This is a genomic window from Stenotrophomonas sp. STEN008 (assembly GCF_056760435.1).
Genome location: NZ_JBRRET010000056.1, coordinates 1 through 19,495 on the forward strand (window position 1 = coordinate 1; position 19,495 = coordinate 19,495).

At 68.0% G+C, this 19,495-nt stretch carries 24 protein-coding genes; 6 read left to right on the plus strand and 18 right to left on the minus strand.

Translation table 11 applies throughout. The features are described from left to right. Positions 1–126 precede the first annotated feature (126 nt). The 13 genes from ptsP to ACVOME_RS17595 form a co-directional block, all read right to left on the minus strand. Positions 127–1,896, minus strand: a complete 1,770-nt coding sequence (ptsP, locus tag ACVOME_RS17535) for a phosphoenolpyruvate--protein phosphotransferase (RefSeq protein ID WP_065174530.1) — start codon at positions 1,894–1,896, stop codon at positions 127–129. Between the two features lie 2 nt (positions 1,897–1,898). Continuing rightward, positions 1,899–2,168, minus strand: a complete 270-nt coding sequence (locus ACVOME_RS17540; RefSeq protein WP_053519412.1) for an HPr family phosphocarrier protein — start codon at positions 2,166–2,168, stop codon at positions 1,899–1,901. Next, positions 2,161–2,553 (minus strand): PTS sugar transporter subunit IIA, encoded by a 393-nt coding sequence (locus ACVOME_RS17545; protein ID WP_065174531.1) that lies wholly within the window; start codon positions 2,551–2,553, stop codon positions 2,161–2,163. Before ACVOME_RS17545 ends, ACVOME_RS17540 begins: the two co-directional genes overlap by 8 nt. A gap of 136 nt (positions 2,554–2,689) precedes the next feature. Then, on the minus strand, positions 2,690–3,574 hold the full coding sequence (gene rapZ / locus ACVOME_RS17550) for an RNase adapter RapZ (protein ID WP_053519414.1): 885 nt from the start codon (positions 3,572–3,574) through the stop codon (positions 2,690–2,692). Between the two features lie 27 nt (positions 3,575–3,601). Continuing rightward, positions 3,602–4,552, minus strand: a complete 951-nt coding sequence (gene hprK / locus ACVOME_RS17555) for an HPr(Ser) kinase/phosphatase (RefSeq protein ID WP_053519415.1) — start codon at positions 4,550–4,552, stop codon at positions 3,602–3,604. Then, positions 4,549–5,001 carry a PTS sugar transporter subunit IIA gene (locus tag ACVOME_RS17560; protein ID WP_053519416.1) on the minus strand — a complete coding sequence of 151 codons (453 nt, stop codon included), beginning with the start codon at positions 4,999–5,001 and terminating at the stop codon, positions 4,549–4,551. Before ACVOME_RS17560 ends, hprK begins: the two co-directional genes overlap by 4 nt. 21 nt (positions 5,002–5,022) lie before the next feature. Next, positions 5,023–5,340, minus strand: coding sequence for a ribosome hibernation-promoting factor, HPF/YfiA family (gene hpf / locus ACVOME_RS17565; protein WP_005415556.1), 318 nt, complete (start codon positions 5,338–5,340; stop codon positions 5,023–5,025). Positions 5,341–5,398: 58 nt separating this feature from the next. Next, a complete protein-coding gene (locus ACVOME_RS17570; protein WP_263177746.1) occupies positions 5,399–6,823 on the minus strand; it encodes an RNA polymerase factor sigma-54 in 1,425 nt (474 codons plus the stop codon). A gap of 40 nt (positions 6,824–6,863) precedes the next feature. Next, positions 6,864–7,583: an LPS export ABC transporter ATP-binding protein gene (gene lptB, locus ACVOME_RS17575; protein ID WP_065174533.1), complete on the minus strand. Its 720-nt coding sequence runs from the start codon at positions 7,581–7,583 to the stop codon at positions 6,864–6,866. After that, on the minus strand, positions 7,583–8,116 hold the full coding sequence (lptA, locus tag ACVOME_RS17580) for a lipopolysaccharide transport periplasmic protein LptA (RefSeq protein ID WP_197572244.1): 534 nt from the start codon (positions 8,114–8,116) through the stop codon (positions 7,583–7,585). The genes lptB and lptA overlap by 1 nt, the downstream gene beginning before the upstream one ends. Before the next feature lie 105 nt (positions 8,117–8,221). Further along, positions 8,222–8,797: an LPS export ABC transporter periplasmic protein LptC gene (gene lptC / locus ACVOME_RS17585; protein WP_053519420.1), complete on the minus strand. Its 576-nt coding sequence runs from the start codon at positions 8,795–8,797 to the stop codon at positions 8,222–8,224. After that, a complete protein-coding gene (locus ACVOME_RS17590) occupies positions 8,794–9,342 on the minus strand; it encodes a KdsC family phosphatase (protein ID WP_262219174.1) in 549 nt (182 codons plus the stop codon). The genes lptC and ACVOME_RS17590 overlap by 4 nt, the downstream gene beginning before the upstream one ends. A 66-nt stretch (positions 9,343–9,408) precedes the next feature. Beyond that, entirely contained in the window at positions 9,409–10,410 is a 1,002-nt protein-coding gene (locus ACVOME_RS17595) for a KpsF/GutQ family sugar-phosphate isomerase (protein WP_262219175.1), read from the minus strand. Between the two features lie 54 nt (positions 10,411–10,464). Here ACVOME_RS17595 and ACVOME_RS17600 point away from each other — a divergent pair, with 54 nt between their 5' ends. The 3 genes from ACVOME_RS17600 to ACVOME_RS17610 are packed head-to-tail and all read left to right on the plus strand — an operon-like array spanning position 10,465 to position 12,297. Next, positions 10,465–10,695, plus strand: a complete 231-nt coding sequence (locus ACVOME_RS17600) for a BolA family protein (RefSeq protein ID WP_053519423.1) — start codon at positions 10,465–10,467, stop codon at positions 10,693–10,695. 22 nt (positions 10,696–10,717) lie between these two features. After that, on the plus strand, positions 10,718–11,989 hold the full coding sequence (gene murA / locus ACVOME_RS17605; protein ID WP_053519424.1) for a UDP-N-acetylglucosamine 1-carboxyvinyltransferase: 1,272 nt from the start codon (positions 10,718–10,720) through the stop codon (positions 11,987–11,989). Further along, positions 11,986–12,297, plus strand: a complete 312-nt coding sequence (locus ACVOME_RS17610) for a hypothetical protein (RefSeq protein WP_053519425.1) — start codon at positions 11,986–11,988, stop codon at positions 12,295–12,297. The genes murA and ACVOME_RS17610 overlap by 4 nt, the downstream gene beginning before the upstream one ends. Positions 12,298–12,383: 86 nt before the next feature. On the opposite strand, the gene ACVOME_RS17615 is transcribed toward ACVOME_RS17610, so the two are convergent. The 5 genes from ACVOME_RS17615 to purM all read right to left on the minus strand — a co-directional run bounded on the left by ACVOME_RS17615 (position 12,384) and on the right by purM (position 16,195). After that, positions 12,384–13,067 (minus strand): DUF3108 domain-containing protein, encoded by a 684-nt coding sequence (locus tag ACVOME_RS17615; RefSeq protein WP_053519426.1) that lies wholly within the window; start codon positions 13,065–13,067, stop codon positions 12,384–12,386. A 2-nt stretch (positions 13,068–13,069) separates the two neighbouring features. Then, positions 13,070–13,882: a DUF3108 domain-containing protein gene (locus ACVOME_RS17620; protein WP_065174536.1), complete on the minus strand. Its 813-nt coding sequence runs from the start codon at positions 13,880–13,882 to the stop codon at positions 13,070–13,072. Between the two features lie 67 nt (positions 13,883–13,949). Further along, positions 13,950–14,609, minus strand: coding sequence for a phosphoribosylglycinamide formyltransferase (purN, locus tag ACVOME_RS17625; RefSeq protein WP_065174537.1), 660 nt, complete (start codon positions 14,607–14,609; stop codon positions 13,950–13,952). Positions 14,610–14,628: 19 nt separating this feature from the next. Then, positions 14,629–15,117 carry a hypothetical protein gene (locus ACVOME_RS17630; RefSeq protein WP_053519429.1) on the minus strand — a complete coding sequence of 163 codons (489 nt, stop codon included), beginning with the start codon at positions 15,115–15,117 and terminating at the stop codon, positions 14,629–14,631. A 19-nt stretch (positions 15,118–15,136) separates the two neighbouring features. Further along, positions 15,137–16,195, minus strand: coding sequence for a phosphoribosylformylglycinamidine cyclo-ligase (gene purM / locus ACVOME_RS17635; RefSeq protein ID WP_053519430.1), 1,059 nt, complete (start codon positions 16,193–16,195; stop codon positions 15,137–15,139). A gap of 112 nt (positions 16,196–16,307) precedes the next feature. Here purM and ACVOME_RS17640 point away from each other — a divergent pair, with 112 nt between their 5' ends. The 3 genes from ACVOME_RS17640 to hda are packed head-to-tail and all read left to right on the plus strand — an operon-like array spanning position 16,308 to position 19,311. Further along, positions 16,308–17,435 (plus strand): DUF2066 domain-containing protein, encoded by a 1,128-nt coding sequence (locus tag ACVOME_RS17640; RefSeq protein WP_481505335.1) that lies wholly within the window; start codon positions 16,308–16,310, stop codon positions 17,433–17,435. Beyond that, positions 17,432–18,604: an AI-2E family transporter gene (locus ACVOME_RS17645; RefSeq protein WP_065174539.1), complete on the plus strand. Its 1,173-nt coding sequence runs from the start codon at positions 17,432–17,434 to the stop codon at positions 18,602–18,604. The genes ACVOME_RS17640 and ACVOME_RS17645 overlap by 4 nt, the downstream gene beginning before the upstream one ends. Next, a complete protein-coding gene (hda, locus tag ACVOME_RS17650) occupies positions 18,604–19,311 on the plus strand; it encodes a DnaA regulatory inactivator Hda (RefSeq protein ID WP_053519433.1) in 708 nt (235 codons plus the stop codon). Before ACVOME_RS17645 ends, hda begins: the two co-directional genes overlap by 1 nt. Positions 19,312–19,495 lie beyond the last annotated feature (184 nt).

The window sequence follows — 19,495 nt, forward strand, 5'->3', positions numbered from 1 at the left end:
CCGCCCCCCCCCCCCCCCCCCCCCTGCGGGCGCCGCGGGGGCGGCGCCCCCCCCCCCCCCCGGGGGGGGGGGGGGGGGGGGGGGGGGCCCCCGCGCCCCCCCCCCGGCGAGCGCGCAGCGCGGCCGTCAGGGCGTATCGGCCACCAGTGCCAGCCAGCGCTCGATGCCGCGACGGTCCCGCGCGGCCAGCAGCTTCGGAGCGCGGGCGCGCAGGGATGCCAGGTCGGCCTCGCGGATCGCGCGGCGGACTTCCAGCAGCGTGCCCGGATGCAGGCTGAACTCGGTCAGGCCCAGTGCCAGCAGCAGCGGCGCCATGCGTGCGTCCCCCGCGATCTCGCCGCACACCGCCACCGGCACACGATGGCGTGCGCCGGTCTCGATCACCATCTGCAGCAGGCGCAGCACCGCCGGGTGCAGCGGCGAGTAGAGTTCGCCCAGCGCCTCGTTGTTGCGGTCGGCCGCGAGCAGGTACTGCACCAGGTCATTGGTGCCGATCGACAGGAAGTCGACCAGGTCGATGAAGCTCTCCAGCGCCAGAGCAGCGGCGGGTACTTCGATCATCGCCCCCAGCGGCACGTGGTCGGCCACCATGTGCCCTTCCGCGCGCAGTTGTTCGGACAGCTTGAGCATGCGCCGGCGCACGGCCAGCAGCTCTTCGCGCGTGCTGATCATCGGCACCAGCACCCGCAGCTTGCCATAGGCCGAAGCACGCAGAATCGCCCGCAGCTGGGTGTCAGCCACTTTCGGCCGTGCCAGCGACAGGCGCACGCCCCGCAGGCCAAGTGCCGGGTTCTCTTCGTTGCTCAGGGTCAGGCCGGTGCGATCCGCTTTGTCCGCCCCCAGATCGAGGGTGCGGATGGTCACCGGCCGCCCGCTCATGCCCAGCGCGGCGTCGCGGTAGGTCCGGAACTGTTCTTCCTCGTCCGGCAGCTCGTTGCGCTGCAGGAACAGGAATTCCGTGCGGTACAGACCCAGTCCCTGCGCGCCGAGGGCGTGGGCCTGGGTTACGTCCTCCAGCGATTCGGCGTTGGCCAGCAGGGCGATGTCGACCTGGTCGCGGGTACGGCTGGGTTTGCTGCGCAGGCGTCCGAGCTCCCGCTGCTCGCGGGCGTGTTCCTTCAGCCGTGCGCGATAGTCACGCAGGTTGTCGGCCTGCGGGTTGACGGTGATGCTGCCGTCGGCGCCATCGACGATCAGCACGTCGCCATCGGCAACGCGGCTGAGCAGCTGCGGAACGTTGACGATCAGTGGCAGGTGCAGACTGCGGGCGAGGATGGCGCTGTGCGACAGCGCGCTGCCGGCGGCGGTGACGATGCCTACGACGCCCTGTGCCTGCAGCTGTGCCAGCTCGGACGGCGCGATGTTGTCGCAGACCAGGATCTCGCCGGCCAGCCCCTTCATCACCGGCGCACGCTCCGGCTGCAGGAAGGCGTGAATGCGGCCGATCACATGATCCAGATCGTCCATGCGGCTCTTCAGGTAGGCATCGTCCATGCCATCGAAGACCTTGGCCAGGCGGTCGCGCTGCAGGCGCAGGGCGTATCCGGCGCTGTACGGGCCGCTGCGGATCAGCTCATCCAGGCCGAACAGCAGCTCCGGGTCGTCCAGCAGCAGCGCGTGCAGATCGAGGAACTCGCCTACTTCCTGGTTCAGTGCGCCGTGCAGGCGCTGCCGAAGCTCATGCATCTCCGCGCGCGCGGCATCCACGGCATGATGCAGGCGCGTCAGCTCGGTTTCGATCTGCTGCGGTGCCACGCGCTGTTCGGCAACGTCCAGCGCATGCGGCAGGCGCACGCGTGCACGCCCCATCGCCGAACCCCGCGCAGCGCCATGACCAGCCAGCAGCTGGACCGGCCGTTGGCCGGAAGGGAGCTGGCCGGCGCGGGCGCGCGGCACGATCAGCTGTCCTCGTCGAAGCGGCGTTCGAACAGGTCGACCACCGCGTCCATCGCGGCGGCTTCGTCTTCGCCACTGATGCGCACGGTGACCGGGGTGCCCTGGCCGGCAGCGAGCAGCATCACGCCCATGATGCTCTTGGCGTTGATCTCGCGGCCCTTGGCAGCCATGGTCACGTTGCACCGGAACGGTGCCAGGGTCTGCACCAGCTTGGCGGTGGCCCGGGCATGCAGGCCCAGGCGGTTGCTGACGGTGAGTTCTCGTTCAAGCATCGTCGACTATCGCTCCATTACGGGTACCCGCCGCAGCGGTGGCGGGCAGTTGATCCAGTGCCTGTTCCGGATAATTCATCACCCGCAGCAACATCGGCAGGCTCAGCGCCGACACCCGGCGAACCGGGGTCCCCAGCCGGGCCAGCTGCCCAGCAAGGTTGGCGGGGCTGGCGCCGTACAGGTCGGTCAGGATCAGCACGCCTTCTCCACCATCTACCCGCCGCAGCGCGGCCGAGGCGAGGGGGAGCAGAGCATCCAGGTCTGCGTCGAACGGTACTTCGAAAGCTTCGGTCTTCAACGGCAGCTGCCGCAGGAGCCGGGTCGCCACGTCAAGCAGGGCGGCGCCGACCCCGGGATGTGTTACGAGGAGAATGCCACAGGTCATTACTGCACGTTAACAGGTCAAGGTGAATTGGCGATAGCCGCAGATGAGGGGCACTGTGTCCCGTATTCAGCGTCCCCCGCCTGCCGGCCCATGCCGCCTCTCCGCGGGGCGGTCGGGCGCACCCCGGCCGGGCCTCTCAATCCTGCTCGCGGTGATAGGTGGCCACGTCTTCCCAGCCCATTTCGCGGGCATGCCGGGCCATCCGTTCGGCCAGATAGACCGAGCGGTGCTTGCCGCCGGTGCAGCCGAAGGCCACGGTCACGTAGCTGCGGGTGCCGTCGCCCAGCTTCGGCAGCCAGGTGTCGAGAAAACCCATCAGCTGTGCGAGGTAGCACTGCACGTCCGGCTGGGCTTCCAGGTAGTCGCGCACGCCCGGCTCGCGGCCACTGAGCGCACGCAGCTCGGGGTCCCAGTGCGGATTGGGCAGCACCCGCGCATCGAAGACGAAATCCGCTTCGGCCGGCACGCCACGCTTGTAGGCGAACGATTCGAACAGCAGCGACAGGCGGGTTGCATGGTCCAGCGTGAACTCGGTGATGATCCGGCGGCGCAGCTGGTGCACGTTGAGCGCGCTGGTGTCGATGATGGCGTCGGCCTCCTGGCGCAGCGGTGCGATCAGTTCGCGCTCGCGGGCGATCGCTTCCGGCAGCGACAGACCGAGCTGGCTGAGTGGATGGCGGCGACGGGTGTCGGCATAGCGCTTGAGCACCGCCTCGTCGCTGGCTTCAAAGAACAGCACCTTGGTTTCCACGCCAGCATCGGTGGCCAGTTGCCGCCAGTTGGCCAGCTGGCTCAGATCGGCCTGGCCGCGCACGTCGATGCCGACCGCCAGCCGGCGCGGCGCGGCGCCGTCATGGTGGGCCAGCAGGCTGCGCACGAAGTCCGGCAGCAGCTGGATCGGCAGGTTGTCCGAGCAGTAGTAGTCCTGGTCCTCGAACGTCTTCAGGGCGACGGATTTACCCGAGCCGGACAGGCCGCTGACGATGATCAGGGTCGGGGCGGTGGGGGCAGCGGTGCTCATGGACAGACTCTTCGAAGGCCAGGGAAATCAGGGTGTTCGCCGTTCCAGCAGGTTGCTGTGGCGCGCGATGAACATCGCGGCCGGGTCGATGCCCTTGGTCCGCAGGATATGCAGGCGGGTGGCCGCCTCGGTCAGCACGGCCAGGTTGCGGCCGGGCATCACCGGCAGCGTGATCAGCGGCACGTCCAGGTCCAGCACATGGCGGGTACCGGAATCGCCGGTCAGGCGTTCGTAGCCATGCGGAGTGGGCTCGGTCATCGGCTTGGTCAGGTGGACGATCAGCCGAAGGTACTTGTTCTTCTTTACAGCCGTGTCGCCGAACATCTCGCGCACGTTCAGCACGCCCAGGCCGCGTACTTCCAGCAGGTCCTGCAGCAGTTCCGGGCAGGTGCCGTCGAGCACGTCCGGCGCGATCTGGGTGAATTCAGGTGCATCATCTGCCACCAGGCGGTGGCCACGGCTGAGCAGTTCCAGCGCCAGCTCGCTCTTGCCCGACCCGGCTTCGCCGGTGATCAGCACGCCGATGGAGTAGATCTCCATGAACACGCCGTGCAGGATCACGCGCGGCGCCAGCGTGCGTGCCAGGTGGTAGGAAAGATGATTGAGCAGTTCGTGGCCGCGCTTGGGAGATACCCACAGCGGCGTGCCCGACTCGTCGGCGGCCGCGCGCAGGTCTTCCGGACAGGGCTGGTTGCGGGTAATCACCAGCGCCAGCGGGTGCGACTGCATGAGCTTTTCGATCGTCTCCCAGCGCTGGCGCGGTTCCAGCGCGTCCAGCCAGGACAGTTCCTCGGTGCCCAGGATCTGCACCTTGTTGGGGTAGATCGCATTGAGGTAGCCCGCCAGCGAGGGCCGGCGGGAGACGGTGTTGCCGGCCTCGAGCTCGCGCTTCTCGCCGGATTTTCCCGCCACCCAGCGCAGGCCCAGGCGTTCGCGCTGCTGTTCGAACAGTTCGCGTGCGGTGATGCTGGTATTCATGCGGCACTCGCCGGGGGCGTGAGATCCAGGGCCTGACGCAGTGCCCGCGCGTCGCCGGCGGCGCGCAGCGCCTCGCGGATGGCGGGGGCGGAGAACAGTTCGGCCAGTTCGGACAGCAGCATCAGGTGCTGATGGGTGTAGTGGGCCGGAACGGCCATCGCGAACACCAGGTCGACCGGCTCGTCGCCCCCGAAGTCGACGGGGGTCTCCAGTCGCAGCAGGGCGCCGCGTGGGCGGTCCAGGGTCGGCGCGCGGCCATGCGGAATGGCGATGCCGCAACCGATCGCGGTGCTGCCCAGCGCCTCACGCTGGCACAGGTTCAGATAGATCTGTTCGGCATTGGCCTGGCGGCAGGCCAGCAACCCGGCCGCGGCCTTGAGGACGCTGTCGCGGTCGGTGGCCGTGCAGAGCTGGGTCTGCACGGCCGCCAGGAGGTCAGTCAGGGGCATGTCTGCGGGGAACGGTGGCGATCAGCCGCCATTGTCACCCACCGGCAGCGGTGCGTGCTGCTGTTTTTTCTCCTTGTGCTTGATCACCAGGCGGTCAAGCTTGTCCGCCAGCAGGTCGATCGCGGCATACATGGTCTGGCCGCCGGCCTCGGCGTGCAGGGTCTGGCCGGGAATGTTGAGGCTGGCGTCGACATGGTGTTCGGTCTTCTGCAGCTTGAGGGTCACCCGCGCTTCGCAGTGCTGGTCGAAGTGCTTTCCGATCCGGGCCAGCTTCTCCTCTACATAGGACTGCAGGGCCGGGGTGACTTCGACGTCTTTGCCAAACGTTTCGATGCGCATCGGGTTTCTCCTGTGTTCGGATGTGCCAATGAACCTCTCCGCCGGGCGCGGCGGTGCGTCAAGCGATTCTGACCCTTTCGTGCGAGGCGGAAATGTTCATGGCTTCACGATACTTCGCCACGGTGCGTCGCGCCACTGGAATTCCCGACGATTTGAGCAGGTCAGCCAGCTTGGCGTCAGAAAGGGGCTTGCGCGGGTTTTCGTCATCGATCAGGCGCCGGATCATTGCCTGGATGGCGGTGCTGGATGCCTCACCGCCGCCTTCGGTATCGATGCCCGACGCGAAGAAGGCGCGCAGCGGCAGGGTGCCGCGTGGGGTCCGGACATGCTTGCGGGCGATCGCCCGCGAAATGGTGGATTCGTGCAGGCCCAGTTCGGCGGCGATCTCACGCAGGGTGAGCGGGCGCAGTGCCTGTTCGCCGAACTCCAGGAAGCCGGACTGCTGCAGGATCAGGCAGCGCACCACCCGCAGCAGGGTCTCGCCACGCTGCTGCAGACCTTTCAGCAGCCAGCGCGCCTCCTGCAGCTGGGCGCGCAGGTAGCCGGCGTCGGCCTCACCGCAGCGGCGGATCATCTGTTCGTAACCGCGGTGGATGACCACCTTCGGCCCGGCATGGCCGGCCAGCGCGGCGCGCCACACGCCGTTCTGCCGCCAGACGACTACGTCCGGCACCACGTAGGTGTCCTGCGACAGCGGCGCGATCTGGGTGCCCGGGCGCGGGTCCAGCGACCGCAGCAGGGCCACGGCGGTCTCGACATCGGCCAGGGGCTGCCGGAGTTCGTGCGCCAGCCCAACCACGCCGCTGCGCGGCAGCCGCTCCAGCGGCCCGGCAGCGACCTGGCGTGCCAGGGCAAGGCCAGGTGTGTCGGCCGCCAGTACGTCCAGTTGCAGCTGCAGGCATTCGCCCAAGCTGCGTGCCGCTACTCCGACCGGATCGAAGCGCTGGATCTGGTGCAGTACGGTGAGGATCTCGTCCTCGCCGGCGTGGATCGCCGGCAGCAGGGTTTCGGCGATGGTGGACAGCGGTTCGCGCAGGTAGCCATCGTCGTCCAGGGCGTCGATCAGGGCAGCCCCGATGCTGCGGTCGCGTGCGGACAGATGCGACAGGTGCAGCTGCCACAGCAGGTGGTCGGCCAGGGTCTCGGTTTCGGCCACGCGTTCGGCCGCGCTGCCGCTGTCGTCATCGTCGTCGAAGCTGCCGCCGCTGCCGGCGGTGCTCCAGTCCGGTTCCGCCGTTGCCCAGTCGTCCTCCTGGCCGGCGTCGGCGCGTTCGGGCGGGGCGTCATCGCCGTTGCCATCGTCGCCGGCAGCGGCATCGCTCTCGTTGCCTTCGGCCCAGTCCAGCAGCGGATTGCTCTCCACCGCCTGGGCGATCTCCAGTTCCAGCTCGGTGCTGGACATCTGCAGCAGCTTGATCGCCTGCTGCAGCTGGGGCGTGAGCACCAGCTGCTGTCCCAACGATGTCTGCAGCCGAGTCTTCATGCCTGTGCCGAAGAGGGGGAATGGAACCCGGCAGCTGCGGTCACAGCTTGAACGAGTCCCCAAGGTAGACGCGACGTACGTCGGCATTGTCCAGGATCGATTCCGGCGAACCCTGGGCCAGTACGGTGCCCTCGGCGAGGATATACGCGCGGTCGCAGATTCCCAAGGTCTCGCGCACGTTGTGGTCGGTGATCAGCACACCGATGCCGCGCTGCTTGAGGTGGGTGACGATGCGCTGGATCTCGCCGACCGAGATCGGATCGACACCGGCAAACGGTTCGTCGAGCAGGATCAGCCGGGGTTGCGCCGCCAGCGCGCGGGCGATTTCGCAGCGGCGGCGCTCGCCGCCGGACAGGCTGGCGCCAAGCTGTTCGGACACATGGCCCAGCTGCAGTTCGTCCAGCAGGCTGCTCAACTCGCGCTCGCGGCCCGCCGAGTCCAGATCCTCGCGCAGTTCCAGCACCAGGCGGATGTTGTCGGCCACGGTCAGCTTGCGGAACACCGAAGGCTCCTGCGGCAGGTAGCCCACGCCCTGCTTGGCACGGGTGTACATCGGATCGCCGGTGATGTCCTTGCCATCGAGCACGATGCTGCCGGCATCGGCGGCAACCAGGCCGACGATCATGTAGAAGCAGGTGGTCTTGCCGGCACCGTTGGGGCCGAGCAGGCCTACCACTTCGCCCGCTTCGAGGGTGAGCCCGAAGTCCTTGACGACCTCACGTTGCTTATAGCGCTTGCGCAGGCCCTTGGCGACGAGCATTACTTCCGGCTCCCGGCCGGCTGCGCCGGCGTGGTGGTGGCGGCAGGCGCCTTGTTCTTGGGCGGGATAACCGTGCGCACGCGGCTGCCGTCGCCGCCGGAGTTCATCTCGCCGGTACGGGTGTTGTAGACCATGCGCTGGCCGGCGTTGGTGCCGCGCGCGCTGGTGACCTTGTAGTTGCCGGTGAGGGTGATGATCTCGGTCTTGATGTCGTAGTCGATGCGGTCGGCGAGCGCATCCATCCAGGTGCCGTCATCGAGCTGCTGCTTCAACTTCGCCTGCTTGCCGGTGAACACCACACGCACCGGCTCGCCGTCCTTGAGATAGATCTCCGCTTCGGACGAGCGCAGGTCCAGCGTGCCCTGGGTGATGATCACGCCCTGCGACAGCACGGTTTTGCCGTCGCCGGTGAGCATGCCGTTCTGTGCACCGGCATCGATGTTCATGGGCTCGTTGCGGTCGGTCGACTTCGCCTGCGCGAGGGCGGGGACAAGAAGACTGAGTGCGAGCATGGCTGCAAAGGGGATCTTCATCGGGGTCCGTTCTGCCGGTGGTGGCTGCCCGGTCAGGAGGGCAGCAGCGGGTGGGGGCTGCCGGCGCCGCGCCTGTCCAGGGACGTCGCGGGCCGGGCGGCGGAATCAGCGTCTGGGCGTGTAGCGACCCTTGGACTGGCTGAGGAAATGATACGTGTTGTTCTTCGAATCCACCTCGAACCCGACGCCGGACTGCTCCATGCCGGGGCGGGTCATGGTCACCAGGGCGTCGGTCCGGGCCCGGCTCTCCTTGGGGAACACGTCCAGGTGGTCGGTGCGGAAGGTGGTCGGCACGACGCCGGGGGCAGCCGGACTGTCACCCGCCACCTTGCCGCGCAGCTTCAGTTCGTCACCCTTGGCGCTCAGCCAGCCGGTCTCCGCGCGCAGTGTCCAGTGCCTGCCGTCCTTGTCGGGCATCTCGAACAGTGGCGTGGCGATGTTGATGGTCTGGTCGCCGCGCTGCCGCTCCAGCCGCGGCGCGCGCAGGGTGGTCGATTCCTTGCCCTGCTCGTCCAGGGCGACGATCTGGAAGTCGTGCAGGATGTAATCCACGCCGACTTCCTGGCCGCTCTGGGCCGGGCCCTTGTCGCGGTTGCGCAGCGCGGCCCAGCTGCTGAGCAGGGCCGCCAGCAGCAGGCCGATGCCGAGCACGGTGCGCCAGTTCACGGTCGGTGCGTTCATGCGCCATACCTCGCCAGGACCGACGCGACATGACCCTGCGCGGCCAGCAGAACGTCGCACAGCTCACGCGCCGCGCCGCGCCCGCCTTCGGAACGGGTCTGCCAGTGCACGCGTTCGGCGATCCACGGATGGGCATTGGCCGGCGCCACGGCCAGGCCGACCGCACCCAGGGGCGCCAGATCCGGCAGGTCATCGCCGAGGAAGGCGACCTGTTCCAGGCCGATGCCGCGCTGGGCACACAGGGCCCGCACGCTGGCCAGCTTGTCGCCCACGGCGATGTGGGTATCAATGCCGAGATCGGCACCGCGCCTGAGCGCGGACTGGCTGTTGCGCGCGGTGATCAGCACGGGGTGGATGCCGTGCTGCTGCAGCAGTTTCAGGCCCAGGCCATCCTGCACGAAATACGCCTTGCTCTCGTTGCCGTCCTGGTCGTAGTACAGCCGACCGTCGGTGAGGGTGCCGTCCACGTCGAAGCAGGCCATGCGGATCCGCGCCGCAGCGGCATGCAGGTGGGCGGGGAAGGCGGGCAGGGGGGACCAGGGCATCAGGACGTTGAACTCGATCAGGGCAGGTGTGGGGTTACAGACTGAATGGGGTCTACGGACTGTCGGTTAAACCACCCGGGCCCGCAACAGGTCATGAATGTTCAGGGCGCCGACGGCGCGGCCCTGGTCATCGACCACGATCAGGCCGTTGATCTGCTGGGTTTCCATCTGGCGGGCGGCCTCCACCGCCAACTGGTCGGCTCCGATGGTGCGGGGGTTGCGCGTCATCACATCGGCGATCTTTGCCGTGCGCACGTCCAGCGCACTGTCCAGTGCCCGGCGCAGGTCACCGTCAGTGAACAGGCCGATCAGCACGCCCTCGGCATCGACCACGGCGGTCATGCCCAGGCGCTTGCGGCTCATCTCCACCAGGGCCTCGCTGAGGCTGGCGCCGGCATCGACCTTGGGCAGATCGGCACCGGTATGCATGACGTCGGTGATATGCAGCAGCAGGCGACGGCCAAGGCTGCCGGCCGGATGCGAGCGGGCGAAATCGTCAGCGGTGAAGCCGCGCGCGTCCAGCAGGGCCACCGCCAGCGCGTCGCCCATCGCCAGCGAGGCGGTGGTGCTCGAGGTCGGAGCCAGCGCCAGCGGGCAGGCCTCGGCCGGCACGCTGACGTCCAGGTGAACGTCGGAGGCGGTCGCCAGGCTGGACTGCGGGCGGCCGGTCATGGAGATCAACACGTTGCCCTGGCGCTTGAGCACCGGCAGCAGCATCAGCACTTCGTCCGATTCGCCCGAATAGGACAGGGCCAGTACCACGTCGGCTTCGGTGATCATGCCCAGGTCGCCATGGCCGGCCTCGCCCGGGTGCACGTAGAACGCCGGGGTACCGGTGGACGCCAGGGTTGCGGCGATCTTGCGCGCCACATGGCCTGACTTGCCCATGCCGGTGGCGACCACCCGCCCGCGGCTGCCCAGGATCACCTGGCAGGCCTTCTGGAACGGCTCGCCCAGGCGCTCGGCGACCGCCTGCAGTGCCTGCTGCTCGATCTCGAACACGCGGCGGCCGCTGGCCACCAGGGCGGCCGGCTCGACGGAACGGGGGGGCGGGAGGGACTCGGCCATGCGGACGCCACGCAGCGGAAGTAGAATGAGGGTTCATTTTATTAGGAAAGCCCGTTGGACGCCGACACCATCCGCAACCTGATCGAAACCGGCCTGCCTGGCGCCCGCGCCGATGTGCGGGGCGACGATGGCGTGCATTTCGAAGCGACCGTGGTCTGCGACGCCTTTGCCGGCAAGATGCCGCTGGCCCGCCACCGCATGGTCTATGCCACGCTGGGCGACCTGATGGGCGGCGCGATCCACGCGCTGGCGCTGAAAACCGTGACCCCGGCCGAAGCCGGCTGAACCGCAGAAGATCCCGAACCCCATGGCCAAGATCGTTGTGACCGGCGGCGCTGCGCTGCACGGTGAAGTGAGCATCTCCGGCGCCAAGAACGCCGTCCTCCCCATCCTCTGCGCGACCCTGCTGGCCGATGAGCCGGTGGAGATCACCAACGTGCCCCACCTGCACGATGTGGTCACCACGGTGAAGCTGCTGGGCGAACTGGGCGCCAAGGTCACCATCGACCAGGGCACGCTGTCGCGCGGCAGCGCGATCGTGGTCGACCCGCGTGCGGTGAACCAGCATGTGGCGCCGTACGAACTGGTCAAGACCATGCGTGCGTCGATCCTGGTGCTGGGTCCGCTGCTGGCCCGTTTCGGTGCGGCCGAAGTGTCGCTGCCCGGTGGCTGTGCCATCGGCTCGCGTCCGGTCGACCAGCACATCAAGGGCCTGCAGGCGCTTGGTGCCGACATCGTGGTCGAGAACGGATTCATCAAGGCTTCGGCCAAGCGCTTGAAGGGTGGCCACTTCACCTTCGACATGGTGAGCGTGACCGGGACCGAGAACGTGCTGATGGGCGCGGTGCTGGCCGAAGGCACCACCATCCTCGACAACTGCGCGATGGAGCCGGAGGTGACCGATCTGGCCCATTGCCTGATCGCTCTGGGTGCGAAGATCGAAGGCCTCGGCACCGCCCGCCTGGTGATCGAAGGCGTGGAGCGCCTCTCCGGTGGCCGTCATGAAGTGCTGCCCGACCGCATCGAGACAGGCACCTTCCTGGTGGCCGCCGCGATGACCGGCGGCAAGGTCACGGTCAACCGCGCACGTCCGAACACCATGGACGCGGTGCTGTCCAAGCTGGTCGAGGCGGGCGCCCGGATCGAGACCACCGAGGACAGCATCACCCTGGACATGCAGGGCAAGCGGCCGAAGGCGGTGAACCTGACCACCGCGCCGTATCCGGCATTCCCGACCGACATGCAGGCGCAGTTCATGGCGCTCAACTGCGTGGCCGACGGCGTCGGCGTGATCAACGAAACGATCTTCGAGAACCGTTTCATGCACGTCAACGAGCTGCTGCGCCTGGGCGCGGACATCCAGGTCGAAGGCCATACCGCGATCGTGCGTGGCAGCGAGCACCTGAGCGGCGCGCCGGTCATGGCCACCGACCTGCGTGCATCGGCATCGCTGATCCTGGCCGGCCTGATGGCCAGCGGCGATACCACCATCGATCGCATCTACCACCTCGATCGCGGCTACGAGAACATCGAAGAGAAGCTGTCTTCGCTCGGTGCCACCATCCGGCGCGTGCCATGATCCTTCGCGGAAAATTCAGCCCGCGTCGCAAGGCGCTGCTGGCGCTGGTGCTGATCGTGCTGGCGTGGCTGGGATATGCCTGGTACGCCGATATCGCCATCACCCGCGGCATCGAGCAGAAGGACATGGACTGGAACGGTGACGGCACGGTATCGCGTGACGAGATCATCCAGTCGTTCTATGCCGTGTCGGTGAACGACAGCCAGGAAGGCAACCGCCATTGCCGCACGTTCGTCTGGCGCGGAAGCGGTGAGCAGATCCGGGTGGACTGCCGCACCGAGTTCAAACCGGCCGAAGAGAAGAAATGAAAAACGCCCGCGCAAGCGGGCGTTTTCCTTGTGCGGGGCCGGGGTCAGAGCCCATCCCCGAGGGGATGGGATCCGACCCCCGGCACTCAGTTCATCGATCGGATGGTCAGGTCCAGCGCGTCGCGGCCGCTTTCCCGCTGCAGCATGCGCGCCGGCACCGGAAACTCCGGCACGATCCAGGCGATCAGCTCCTTGTTGCCATCGGCACGCGACACCTTGGTCGCCTCGTAGCTCTTGCCGCCCACGGTGATCGATTCCTTGCCGATCACACGGTAGGTCATGTTCTTGATCCGGCCCTCGTCGACCATGCGGTAGGTCAACGGCTTGCCGGCTGCCAGGTCGCGGGCGATGGCCAGATTGATCAGCAGCGCATCCATGTCGCCGGCCTTCAGGGCGATCGGTCCGGCGCGGTCCGGCTTGATGTCGCCGGTCCAGGTGGCCTGGTTGCTGGTCCAGTTGTAGTTGGCCTGCACGTTGCGCTTCTTCACCAGCAGCGCCGAGCGGTCCTGGCTGCTGAGCGGACGCAGCTGGCCGCGCACTTCCTCGAACACGGTGCTCTGGCTCAGGTCGGCCAGCTGGTTTTTCACCTGCAGGCTGTAGCGCCACTTGTTGCTGCCTTCACTGGCCAGCGTCATGGTGCCGTTGGCCTGCATGCCCATGTAGCTGGCCAGATAGTCGGCCTTGAACGGCTCCAGGGCCATCGCCGGCAGGCTGGCCATCGACAGGGTGGCAGCGGCGATCCACGTCAGGGGGCGGGACAGGGTGTTCATGCTCAGACTCCTTGGTATTCGATCAGGCGGAGATCGACGCGGTCTTCGCCATCTTCGCGTTGCAGGATGCGCACCGGGGTGGGGACACCGTTGGCGATCCAGAGAATGGTTTCGTTGTTGCCGCCGTTGCTGCGGTATACCCGCAGCGCGTTGTAGGACAGGTCGCCGACCTCGACGTTCTCGGTCTGCGGCGCGGCCTGGTAGTCGTGCTGGCGCACCTTGCCCATGTCGACGTAGCGGTAGTGCATGGCCACGCCCGGGCGGGCATCACGCATGATCGCCAGGTTGATCAGCAGGGCGCTCTGATCGCCGGCCTGCAGCGGAATGGGCTGCGCGCGATCCTTTTTCACATCGCCGGTCCACTGCGCGGTGCCGGCCTGCCAGTTATAGGTGCCGACGGCCTTCTTGCCCAGGAACAGGCCCTTGCGCACCGTGCTCTGGCTCAGCGGCGCATAGACGCCGCCGCGCTCCTCGAACACCGTGCTCTGCTCGATGTTCAGGCCGAGCACGCTGGCAAAGCCGCGGCGGCCCACCACCTGCATGTCCACCCGCCACTGGTTGCCGCCGGTATGGGTGACCTGCATGGTGGCATCGCCGGCTTCCTTGCCCTTGTAGAAGGCCTGGTAGGTAGCGGTGAACGGTTGCAGCGGCGGCGGTTCCCAGGCCAGCGCGGGCAGCATGGGCACGGCCGGTGCGGCCGGGGCCTGCGACGGAGCTGCCGGGTCGGCAGAGGGCTGTGCCTGGCCCCAGCCGACGCCAGGCAACACGGCAAGCGACAACAGCAGGGGCGTGCACAGCAGCGTCGTGGTCTTCATGGGGGACAGGGGCCGCAGGAGTGGGGCAGGATGCCAGCCCCGCAGTCAGCGGGGCGTGTGCAGAACGTTATCGGTTCAGGTTTCCGGCGGAATCTAGGGCCAGCGGCCTAAACAGGGGGTGACCGTCGAAGATCGCTTGCCCTTCCCGTTCAGCCAGCCGGCCATCGCACAGCAGCTGCAGGCTGGCGATCAGCAGCGGGTGTTCCACCGCCAGCACGCGCTCGGCAAGGGTCTGTGCATCGTCGCCTGCCAGCACCGGCACGCGCGCCTGCGCCAGCACCGTACCCGCGTCCAGCTCCGGCACCACCAGATGCACGCTTGCGCCATGCTCGGCATCGCCGGCTTCCAGCGCCCTGGCGTGCGTATGCAGGCCCTTGTACAGCGGCAGCAGCGACGGGTGGATGTTGACCAGGCGACCGTTGAAGCGCTGCACGAAGCCAGCGCCGAGAATGCGCATGTAGCCGGCGCAGACGATCCAGTCCGGGGCGGAGGCGGCAACCGCGTCGCCCAGGGCCAGCTCGTAGGCGGCACGATCGCTGAATTCCTTCGGTGCATGCGCCCAGCGCCGGGAAGGATCGACCCGCTGCAGGGCCGCGGCATCGGGGCGGTCGGAGAACACGCCCACCACGTCGGCCGGCAGGCGGCCCGACGCGATGGCATCCAGGATGGCCTGCAGGTTGCTGCCGCGCCCGGAGGCGAGCACGGCGATGCGGCGGGGTGCGTTCATTACCGGCAACCCAGGCGGCTCAAACGCTTGCCGACGGAGTGTCGAACACGGCTTTCACCTGGGGGCGGAGCAGGGCGATCAGGGTGAACACCCCCAGCACCGTGCCCACCGGGGTGAACAGGCAGGACAGGCCCGCGACCACCAGGCACAGCACGTAACGGCGGCGCTGCGCCAGGCAGCGCCCGGCGTAGGCGACGAAGGCCCCCAGGGTGACGCCGCCCACCACGATCACGCTGCCGATGATGGTGAACATCCAGCCGAACATCCGCTGCTCGGCGGGCGATGAGGGCTGCCCCTCCGAGCTCAGCGGCAATGCCCCGGTCAGGGCGCTCACGCCCAGCACGATGTGGATGATGAAGATCAGCGAGAACAGTGCGATGAGCGCACCAACCACGTAGTGGCCGATGGACAGCGCCCGCAGATGGCTGGCGTCCTGCGGGCCGAATACAGGTGCCGTCAGCAGCGGCGGCGGCACCGGGTTCGAGGGGGATGGGGGCATTGCGTCCATGCGGGCTCCTCTGCAGGGGTCAGGCGATGCGGACGCGCTCGGCGCCTTCGGTGGTGACGACCTGGCCGATGGTCCAGTGATCCAGGCCCTGGGCCGTGACCGCGGCGGACACCGCCTCGACCTGGTCCGGCGCGACGATCAGCACGAAGCCGATGCCGCAGTTGAAGGTGCGCCACATTTCGCTGTCGGCGACCGCGCCCTCCTTCTGAAGCCACTGGAACACCGGCGGCAGCGTCCACGAGGCCGCCTGGATGTCCAGGCCGAGGCCGTCCGGGACCACCCGGATGATGTTCTCGGTCAGTCCGCCACCGGTGATGTGGGCCATGCCATGGATGGCATCGCCGTGCGACTTCAGCAGCGACAGGATCGGCTTGACGTACAACCGGGTCGGTGCCATCAGCGCGTCGACCAGCTTCACGCCGCCTTCCAGCTCAAGATCGGCCGGACGCCCGGCGCGGTCGTAGATGCGGCGGACCAGCGAGTAGCCGTTGGAGTGCGGGCCGGACGAGGCGATGCCGATCAGCACATCGCCGGCCGCCACGCTGGCGCCATCCTTCAGTTCGCTCTTTTCCACCGCGGCCACGGTGAAGCCGGCCAGATCGTACTCGCCCGGGGCATACATGTCGGGCATTTCAGCCGTCTCGCCGCCGATCAGTGCGCAGCCGGCCTCGGTGCAGCCGTTGGCGATGCCGCCCACGACCGCCGCGGCGGTATCCACGTCCAGCTTGCCGGTGGCGAAGTAGTCCAGGAAGAACAGCGGCTCGGCGCCCTGCACCAGCACGTCGTTCACGCACATCGCGACCAGATCGATGCCGATCGTATCGTGGCGGTTCAGCTGGTGGGCCAGCTTCAGCTTGGTGCCGACACCGTCGGTACCCGACACCAGCACCGGTTCGCGGTACTTGTTGGACAGGTCGAACAGGGCGCCGAAACCGCCCAGGCCGCCCATCACTTCCGGACGGAAGCTGCGCTTGACCAGGGGCTTGATCCGCTCGACCAGCTCGTTGCCGGCGTCGATGTCGACGCCCGCGTCACGGTAGGTGAGGGGGGAGGGGGCGGAAGACGGGGTGTTGGTCACGGGCGTCGGCGCTGGCAGGGGTTGAACGGGCGATTTTAACAGGCCGCATTGGCGCACAGGCCGTATTCGGGCAACAATTCCCCCCGGATACGTCGAGCCAATGGATGTCCTGATGCGCCGCAGCCTGATTCTCACCCTGCTTCTTGCGTTGAGCCTGCCGGTGGCCACGATGGCCCAGAGCGGCCTGCGCACCGAGGGGGATGTCGCCACCGCCAGTGGGGCCTACGAGGCCGAAGTGCCGGTCAACAGCCAGGCCGAGGCCGACCGCAATGGCGGGCTGGCACGCGCCCTGAGCGTAGTGCTGGGCAAGCTGTCGGGCGACCGCAGCGTGATGTCCCGGCCCGGCGTGGTGCAGGCCCTGCGCAATGCCAAGGATTACGTGGCCAGCTACGACTACAAGCAGGACCAGAGCGTCAGCGCCAGCGGTGCGCCCAGTTTCCGGACCCTGCTGGTGGCCCGTTTCCGCGAGGATGACGTCGATTCGCTGGTCGCCGCGCTGGGCCTGCCGCTGTGGCCGCAGCCCCGACCGAAGCCGGTGCTGTGGCTGGCCGTCGATGACGGCAGCGGCCCGCGCCTGGTCAGCGTGCAGCAGGCCAATGCCGCGCGCCCGCTGCTGAACCGCGCCATCGAGCGCGGCTACAAGCTGGGCCTGCCCAGTGGGGGCGCTGCCGAACAGGCGCTGGCCGGTGCCATCTGGCGCCAGGACAGCGCCGCCGTGGCCCGCGCCTCTTCGCGCTACTCGCCGCCGATGCAGCTGATCGGCAAGCTCTACCGTGCCAATGGCGGCTGGCAGGCGGACTGGGTGTTCGTCGACGATGGCCGTGAACTGAACAGATGGACCAGCAAGGACGCCAACGCCATGCGCGCGATGGCCGCGGGCGCCGACGGCGCGGCCGACGCGCTGGTCAAGCGTTATGCCAAGGCGGGTGTGGCCACCGGCCAGGCGGGCAGCTACCGGGTGGTGGTCAACGGCATCAACAGTGCCGATGACTACCTGCGACTGGCCGCGGGCCTGCGCGACGTGCCGGTGGTGCGCAATGTCACTCCGCTGCACGCCAGCGCGGGCCGGCTGGAGCTGACCGTGGAAATGACCACCGGCCTGGCCGGCTTCAACCGCATGCTGGGTGACAGCGGCGTGCTGGTTCCAAACGCCCCGCTGCCTGCCCTTCCGACACCGATCGATGACACCACCGGCGTGCCGGTGCAGGCGCCGGTCAGCAACGAGTACCGACTGCGATGACCCTGACGCCGGAAGCTGAAATCGCGCAGTTCCTGCGCCGGGTCAAATACATCCTGCTTGCCGGCCTGATCGGCTGGATCGTGTGGCTGCTGGCGCCGATCCTGACGCCGTTCGTGCTGGCGCTGGCGCTGGCCTGGCTGGGTGATCCGCTGGTGGACCGCATCGAGGCCACCGGGCGCTCGCGCATGACCGGCGTGGTGCTGGTGTTCGTGGCCATGGTGCTGGTGATCGTCGCCGCGCTGCTGGTGCTGGTGCCGATGATCGAAAAGCAGATCACCACCCTGGTGGCGGCCGTGCCCCAGGCGCAGGCCTGGCTGATGCAGACCGGCATTCCGTGGTTCGAGCAGAAGACCGGCCTGGAGGTGATGCAGTGGCTGGACCCGGATCGCCTGATCGAATGGGTGCGCAGCCATTGGCAGCAGGCCGGCGGCTTCGCCAAGACCTTCATGGGATATGTCTCGCGCTCGGGCTTCACGATGGTGACCTGGGTGGTCAACATCCTGCTGCTGCCGATCCTGGCGTTCTACTTCCTGCGCGACTGGGACAAGCTGGTGGAGCGGGTCGCCTCGGTCATTCCGCGCAACCACATCGGCACCATCACGGCGCTGGCGCGCGAATCCAACGAGGTGCTGGGGGCCTTCATCCGCGGCCAGTTCCTGGTGATGCTGGCACTGGGCGTGATCTATGCCGGCGGCCTGTCGCTGGTGGGGCTGAAGCTGGGGCTGCTGATCGGCATGATCGCGGGCCTGATCAGCTTCATTCCATACCTGGGCGCGACCACCGGCATCCTGATGGCGATCATCGCCGCGCTGGTGCAGGCGCAGGGTTTCGACCTGAAACTGCTGATACTGGTCGGCGTGGTGTTCACGGTCGGCCAGTTGCTGGAGAGTTATGTACTGACGCCACGCATCGTCGGCGACAAGATCGGCCTGCATCCGGTGGCGGTGATCTTCGCGGTGATGGCAGGCGGCCAGCTGTTCGGCTTCCTCGGCATGCTGCTGGCGCTGCCGGTGGCTGCCGTGTCCAACGTGCTGCTGCGCTATGCGCACCAGCGCTATCGGCAGAGCGATCTTTACGCGGGTGAGAAATCGGCGATCGTGCTTGACGGTGTGGTCGAGCCGCCCCACATCATCCTCGACACGAACGACAAGGGCCCCGACCTGAAGTGATGGGTGTGCCGCAATTGCCGCTGGCCCTGCACTACCCGCGGGACCAGCGCCTGGAGACCTTCATCGGCGCACCGGATGGTGCGCTGGCGCAGCTGCGCGCGATCGCGGTCGGTGCCAGCCACGACTGGGTCTACCTGGAAGGCGCGGCAGGCACGGGCAAGACGCATCAGGCGCTGGCGATGTGTTCCAGCGCCGAGCAGGCCGGGCGGCTGCCGACCTATGTGCCGCTGGCCAGTGCGGCCGGCCGTGTGCGTGCAGCGCTGGAGGGGCTGGAGGCGCGCGAGCTGGTCGCGCTGGACGGACTGGACGAGATTGCCGGCAACCGTGAGGACGAGATTGCCCTGTTCGATTTCCATAACCGTGCGCGCGCTGCCGGCGTGACCGTGCTCTACACGGCGCAGAAGGCGCCGGGCGAACTCGGACTGGTGCTGCCGGACCTGCGCTCGCGGCTGGGCCAGTGCGTGCGGGTGCTGCTGCAGCCGCTGGACGAGGAAGGACGCGCGGCGGTGCTGCGCGAGCGCGCGCTGCGACGGGGGCTGGCGATCGACGAGGCCGCGATCGAGTGGCTGCTGTCGCACACCGGGCGCGAGCTGGGCGGGCTGATCACGTTGCTGGACTGGCTGGACCGCGAATCGCTGGCGGCCAAGCGTCGGATCACCGTGCCGTTCCTGCGCCAGGTGCTGGAAGAAGGCCGCCCTCGCTACTGAGGTTGGGGTTTGTTTTGCAGGGCTGCCGCCCTGCACCCGCCGAAGCCAGTGCCGAAGCCGGAGCAACGTCAACGTCAAACGCTGGCTTCCTCAGGGGAGGCGGGGTGGCTCAGGTTGCGGGGGACGGCGCAAGTACGTCCATGTAGCCTCGGTCGCGCCATCCATGGCGCTCACGCCCCCGCAA

Excerpts from the sequence above, each read along its gene's own strand:
- ACVOME_RS17540 (WP_053519412.1), bottom strand. The coding sequence starts at position 2,168 with ATGCTTGAACGAGAACTCACCGTCAGCAACCGCCTGGGCCTGCATGCC.
- ACVOME_RS17545 (WP_065174531.1), bottom strand. The coding sequence starts at position 2,553 with ATGACCTGTGGCATTCTCCTCGTAACACATCCCGGGGTCGGCGCCGCC.
- rapZ (WP_053519414.1), bottom strand. The coding sequence starts at position 3,574 with ATGAGCACCGCTGCCCCCACCGCCCCGACCCTGATCATCGTCAGCGGC.
- hprK (WP_053519415.1), bottom strand. The coding sequence starts at position 4,552 with ATGAATACCAGCATCACCGCACGCGAACTGTTCGAACAGCAGCGCGAA.
- ACVOME_RS17560 (WP_053519416.1), bottom strand. The coding sequence starts at position 5,001 with ATGCCCCTGACTGACCTCCTGGCGGCCGTGCAGACCCAGCTCTGCACG.
- hpf (WP_005415556.1), bottom strand. The coding sequence starts at position 5,340 with ATGCGCATCGAAACGTTTGGCAAAGACGTCGAAGTCACCCCGGCCCTG.
- ACVOME_RS17570 (WP_263177746.1), bottom strand. The coding sequence starts at position 6,823 with ATGAAGACTCGGCTGCAGACATCGTTGGGACAGCAGCTGGTGCTCACG.
- lptB (WP_065174533.1), bottom strand. The coding sequence starts at position 7,583 with ATGCTCGTCGCCAAGGGCCTGCGCAAGCGCTATAAGCAACGTGAGGTC.
- lptA (WP_197572244.1), bottom strand. The coding sequence starts at position 8,116 with ATGAAGATCCCCTTTGCAGCCATGCTCGCACTCAGTCTTCTTGTCCCC.
- lptC (WP_053519420.1), bottom strand. The coding sequence starts at position 8,797 with ATGAACGCACCGACCGTGAACTGGCGCACCGTGCTCGGCATCGGCCTG.
- ACVOME_RS17590 (WP_262219174.1), bottom strand. The coding sequence starts at position 9,342 with ATGCCCTGGTCCCCCCTGCCCGCCTTCCCCGCCCACCTGCATGCCGCT.
- ACVOME_RS17595 (WP_262219175.1), bottom strand. The coding sequence starts at position 10,410 with ATGGCCGAGTCCCTCCCGCCCCCCCGTTCCGTCGAGCCGGCCGCCCTG.
- murA (WP_053519424.1), top strand. The coding sequence starts at position 10,718 with ATGGCCAAGATCGTTGTGACCGGCGGCGCTGCGCTGCACGGTGAAGTG.
- ACVOME_RS17610 (WP_053519425.1), top strand. The coding sequence starts at position 11,986 with ATGATCCTTCGCGGAAAATTCAGCCCGCGTCGCAAGGCGCTGCTGGCG.
- ACVOME_RS17615 (WP_053519426.1), bottom strand. The coding sequence starts at position 13,067 with ATGAACACCCTGTCCCGCCCCCTGACGTGGATCGCCGCTGCCACCCTG.
- ACVOME_RS17620 (WP_065174536.1), bottom strand. The coding sequence starts at position 13,882 with ATGAAGACCACGACGCTGCTGTGCACGCCCCTGCTGTTGTCGCTTGCC.
- purN (WP_065174537.1), bottom strand. The coding sequence starts at position 14,609 with ATGAACGCACCCCGCCGCATCGCCGTGCTCGCCTCCGGGCGCGGCAGC.
- ACVOME_RS17630 (WP_053519429.1), bottom strand. The coding sequence starts at position 15,117 with ATGGACGCAATGCCCCCATCCCCCTCGAACCCGGTGCCGCCGCCGCTG.
- ACVOME_RS17640 (WP_481505335.1), top strand. The coding sequence starts at position 16,308 with ATGCGCCGCAGCCTGATTCTCACCCTGCTTCTTGCGTTGAGCCTGCCG.
- ACVOME_RS17645 (WP_065174539.1), top strand. The coding sequence starts at position 17,432 with ATGACCCTGACGCCGGAAGCTGAAATCGCGCAGTTCCTGCGCCGGGTC.
- hda (WP_053519433.1), top strand. The coding sequence starts at position 18,604 with ATGGGTGTGCCGCAATTGCCGCTGGCCCTGCACTACCCGCGGGACCAG.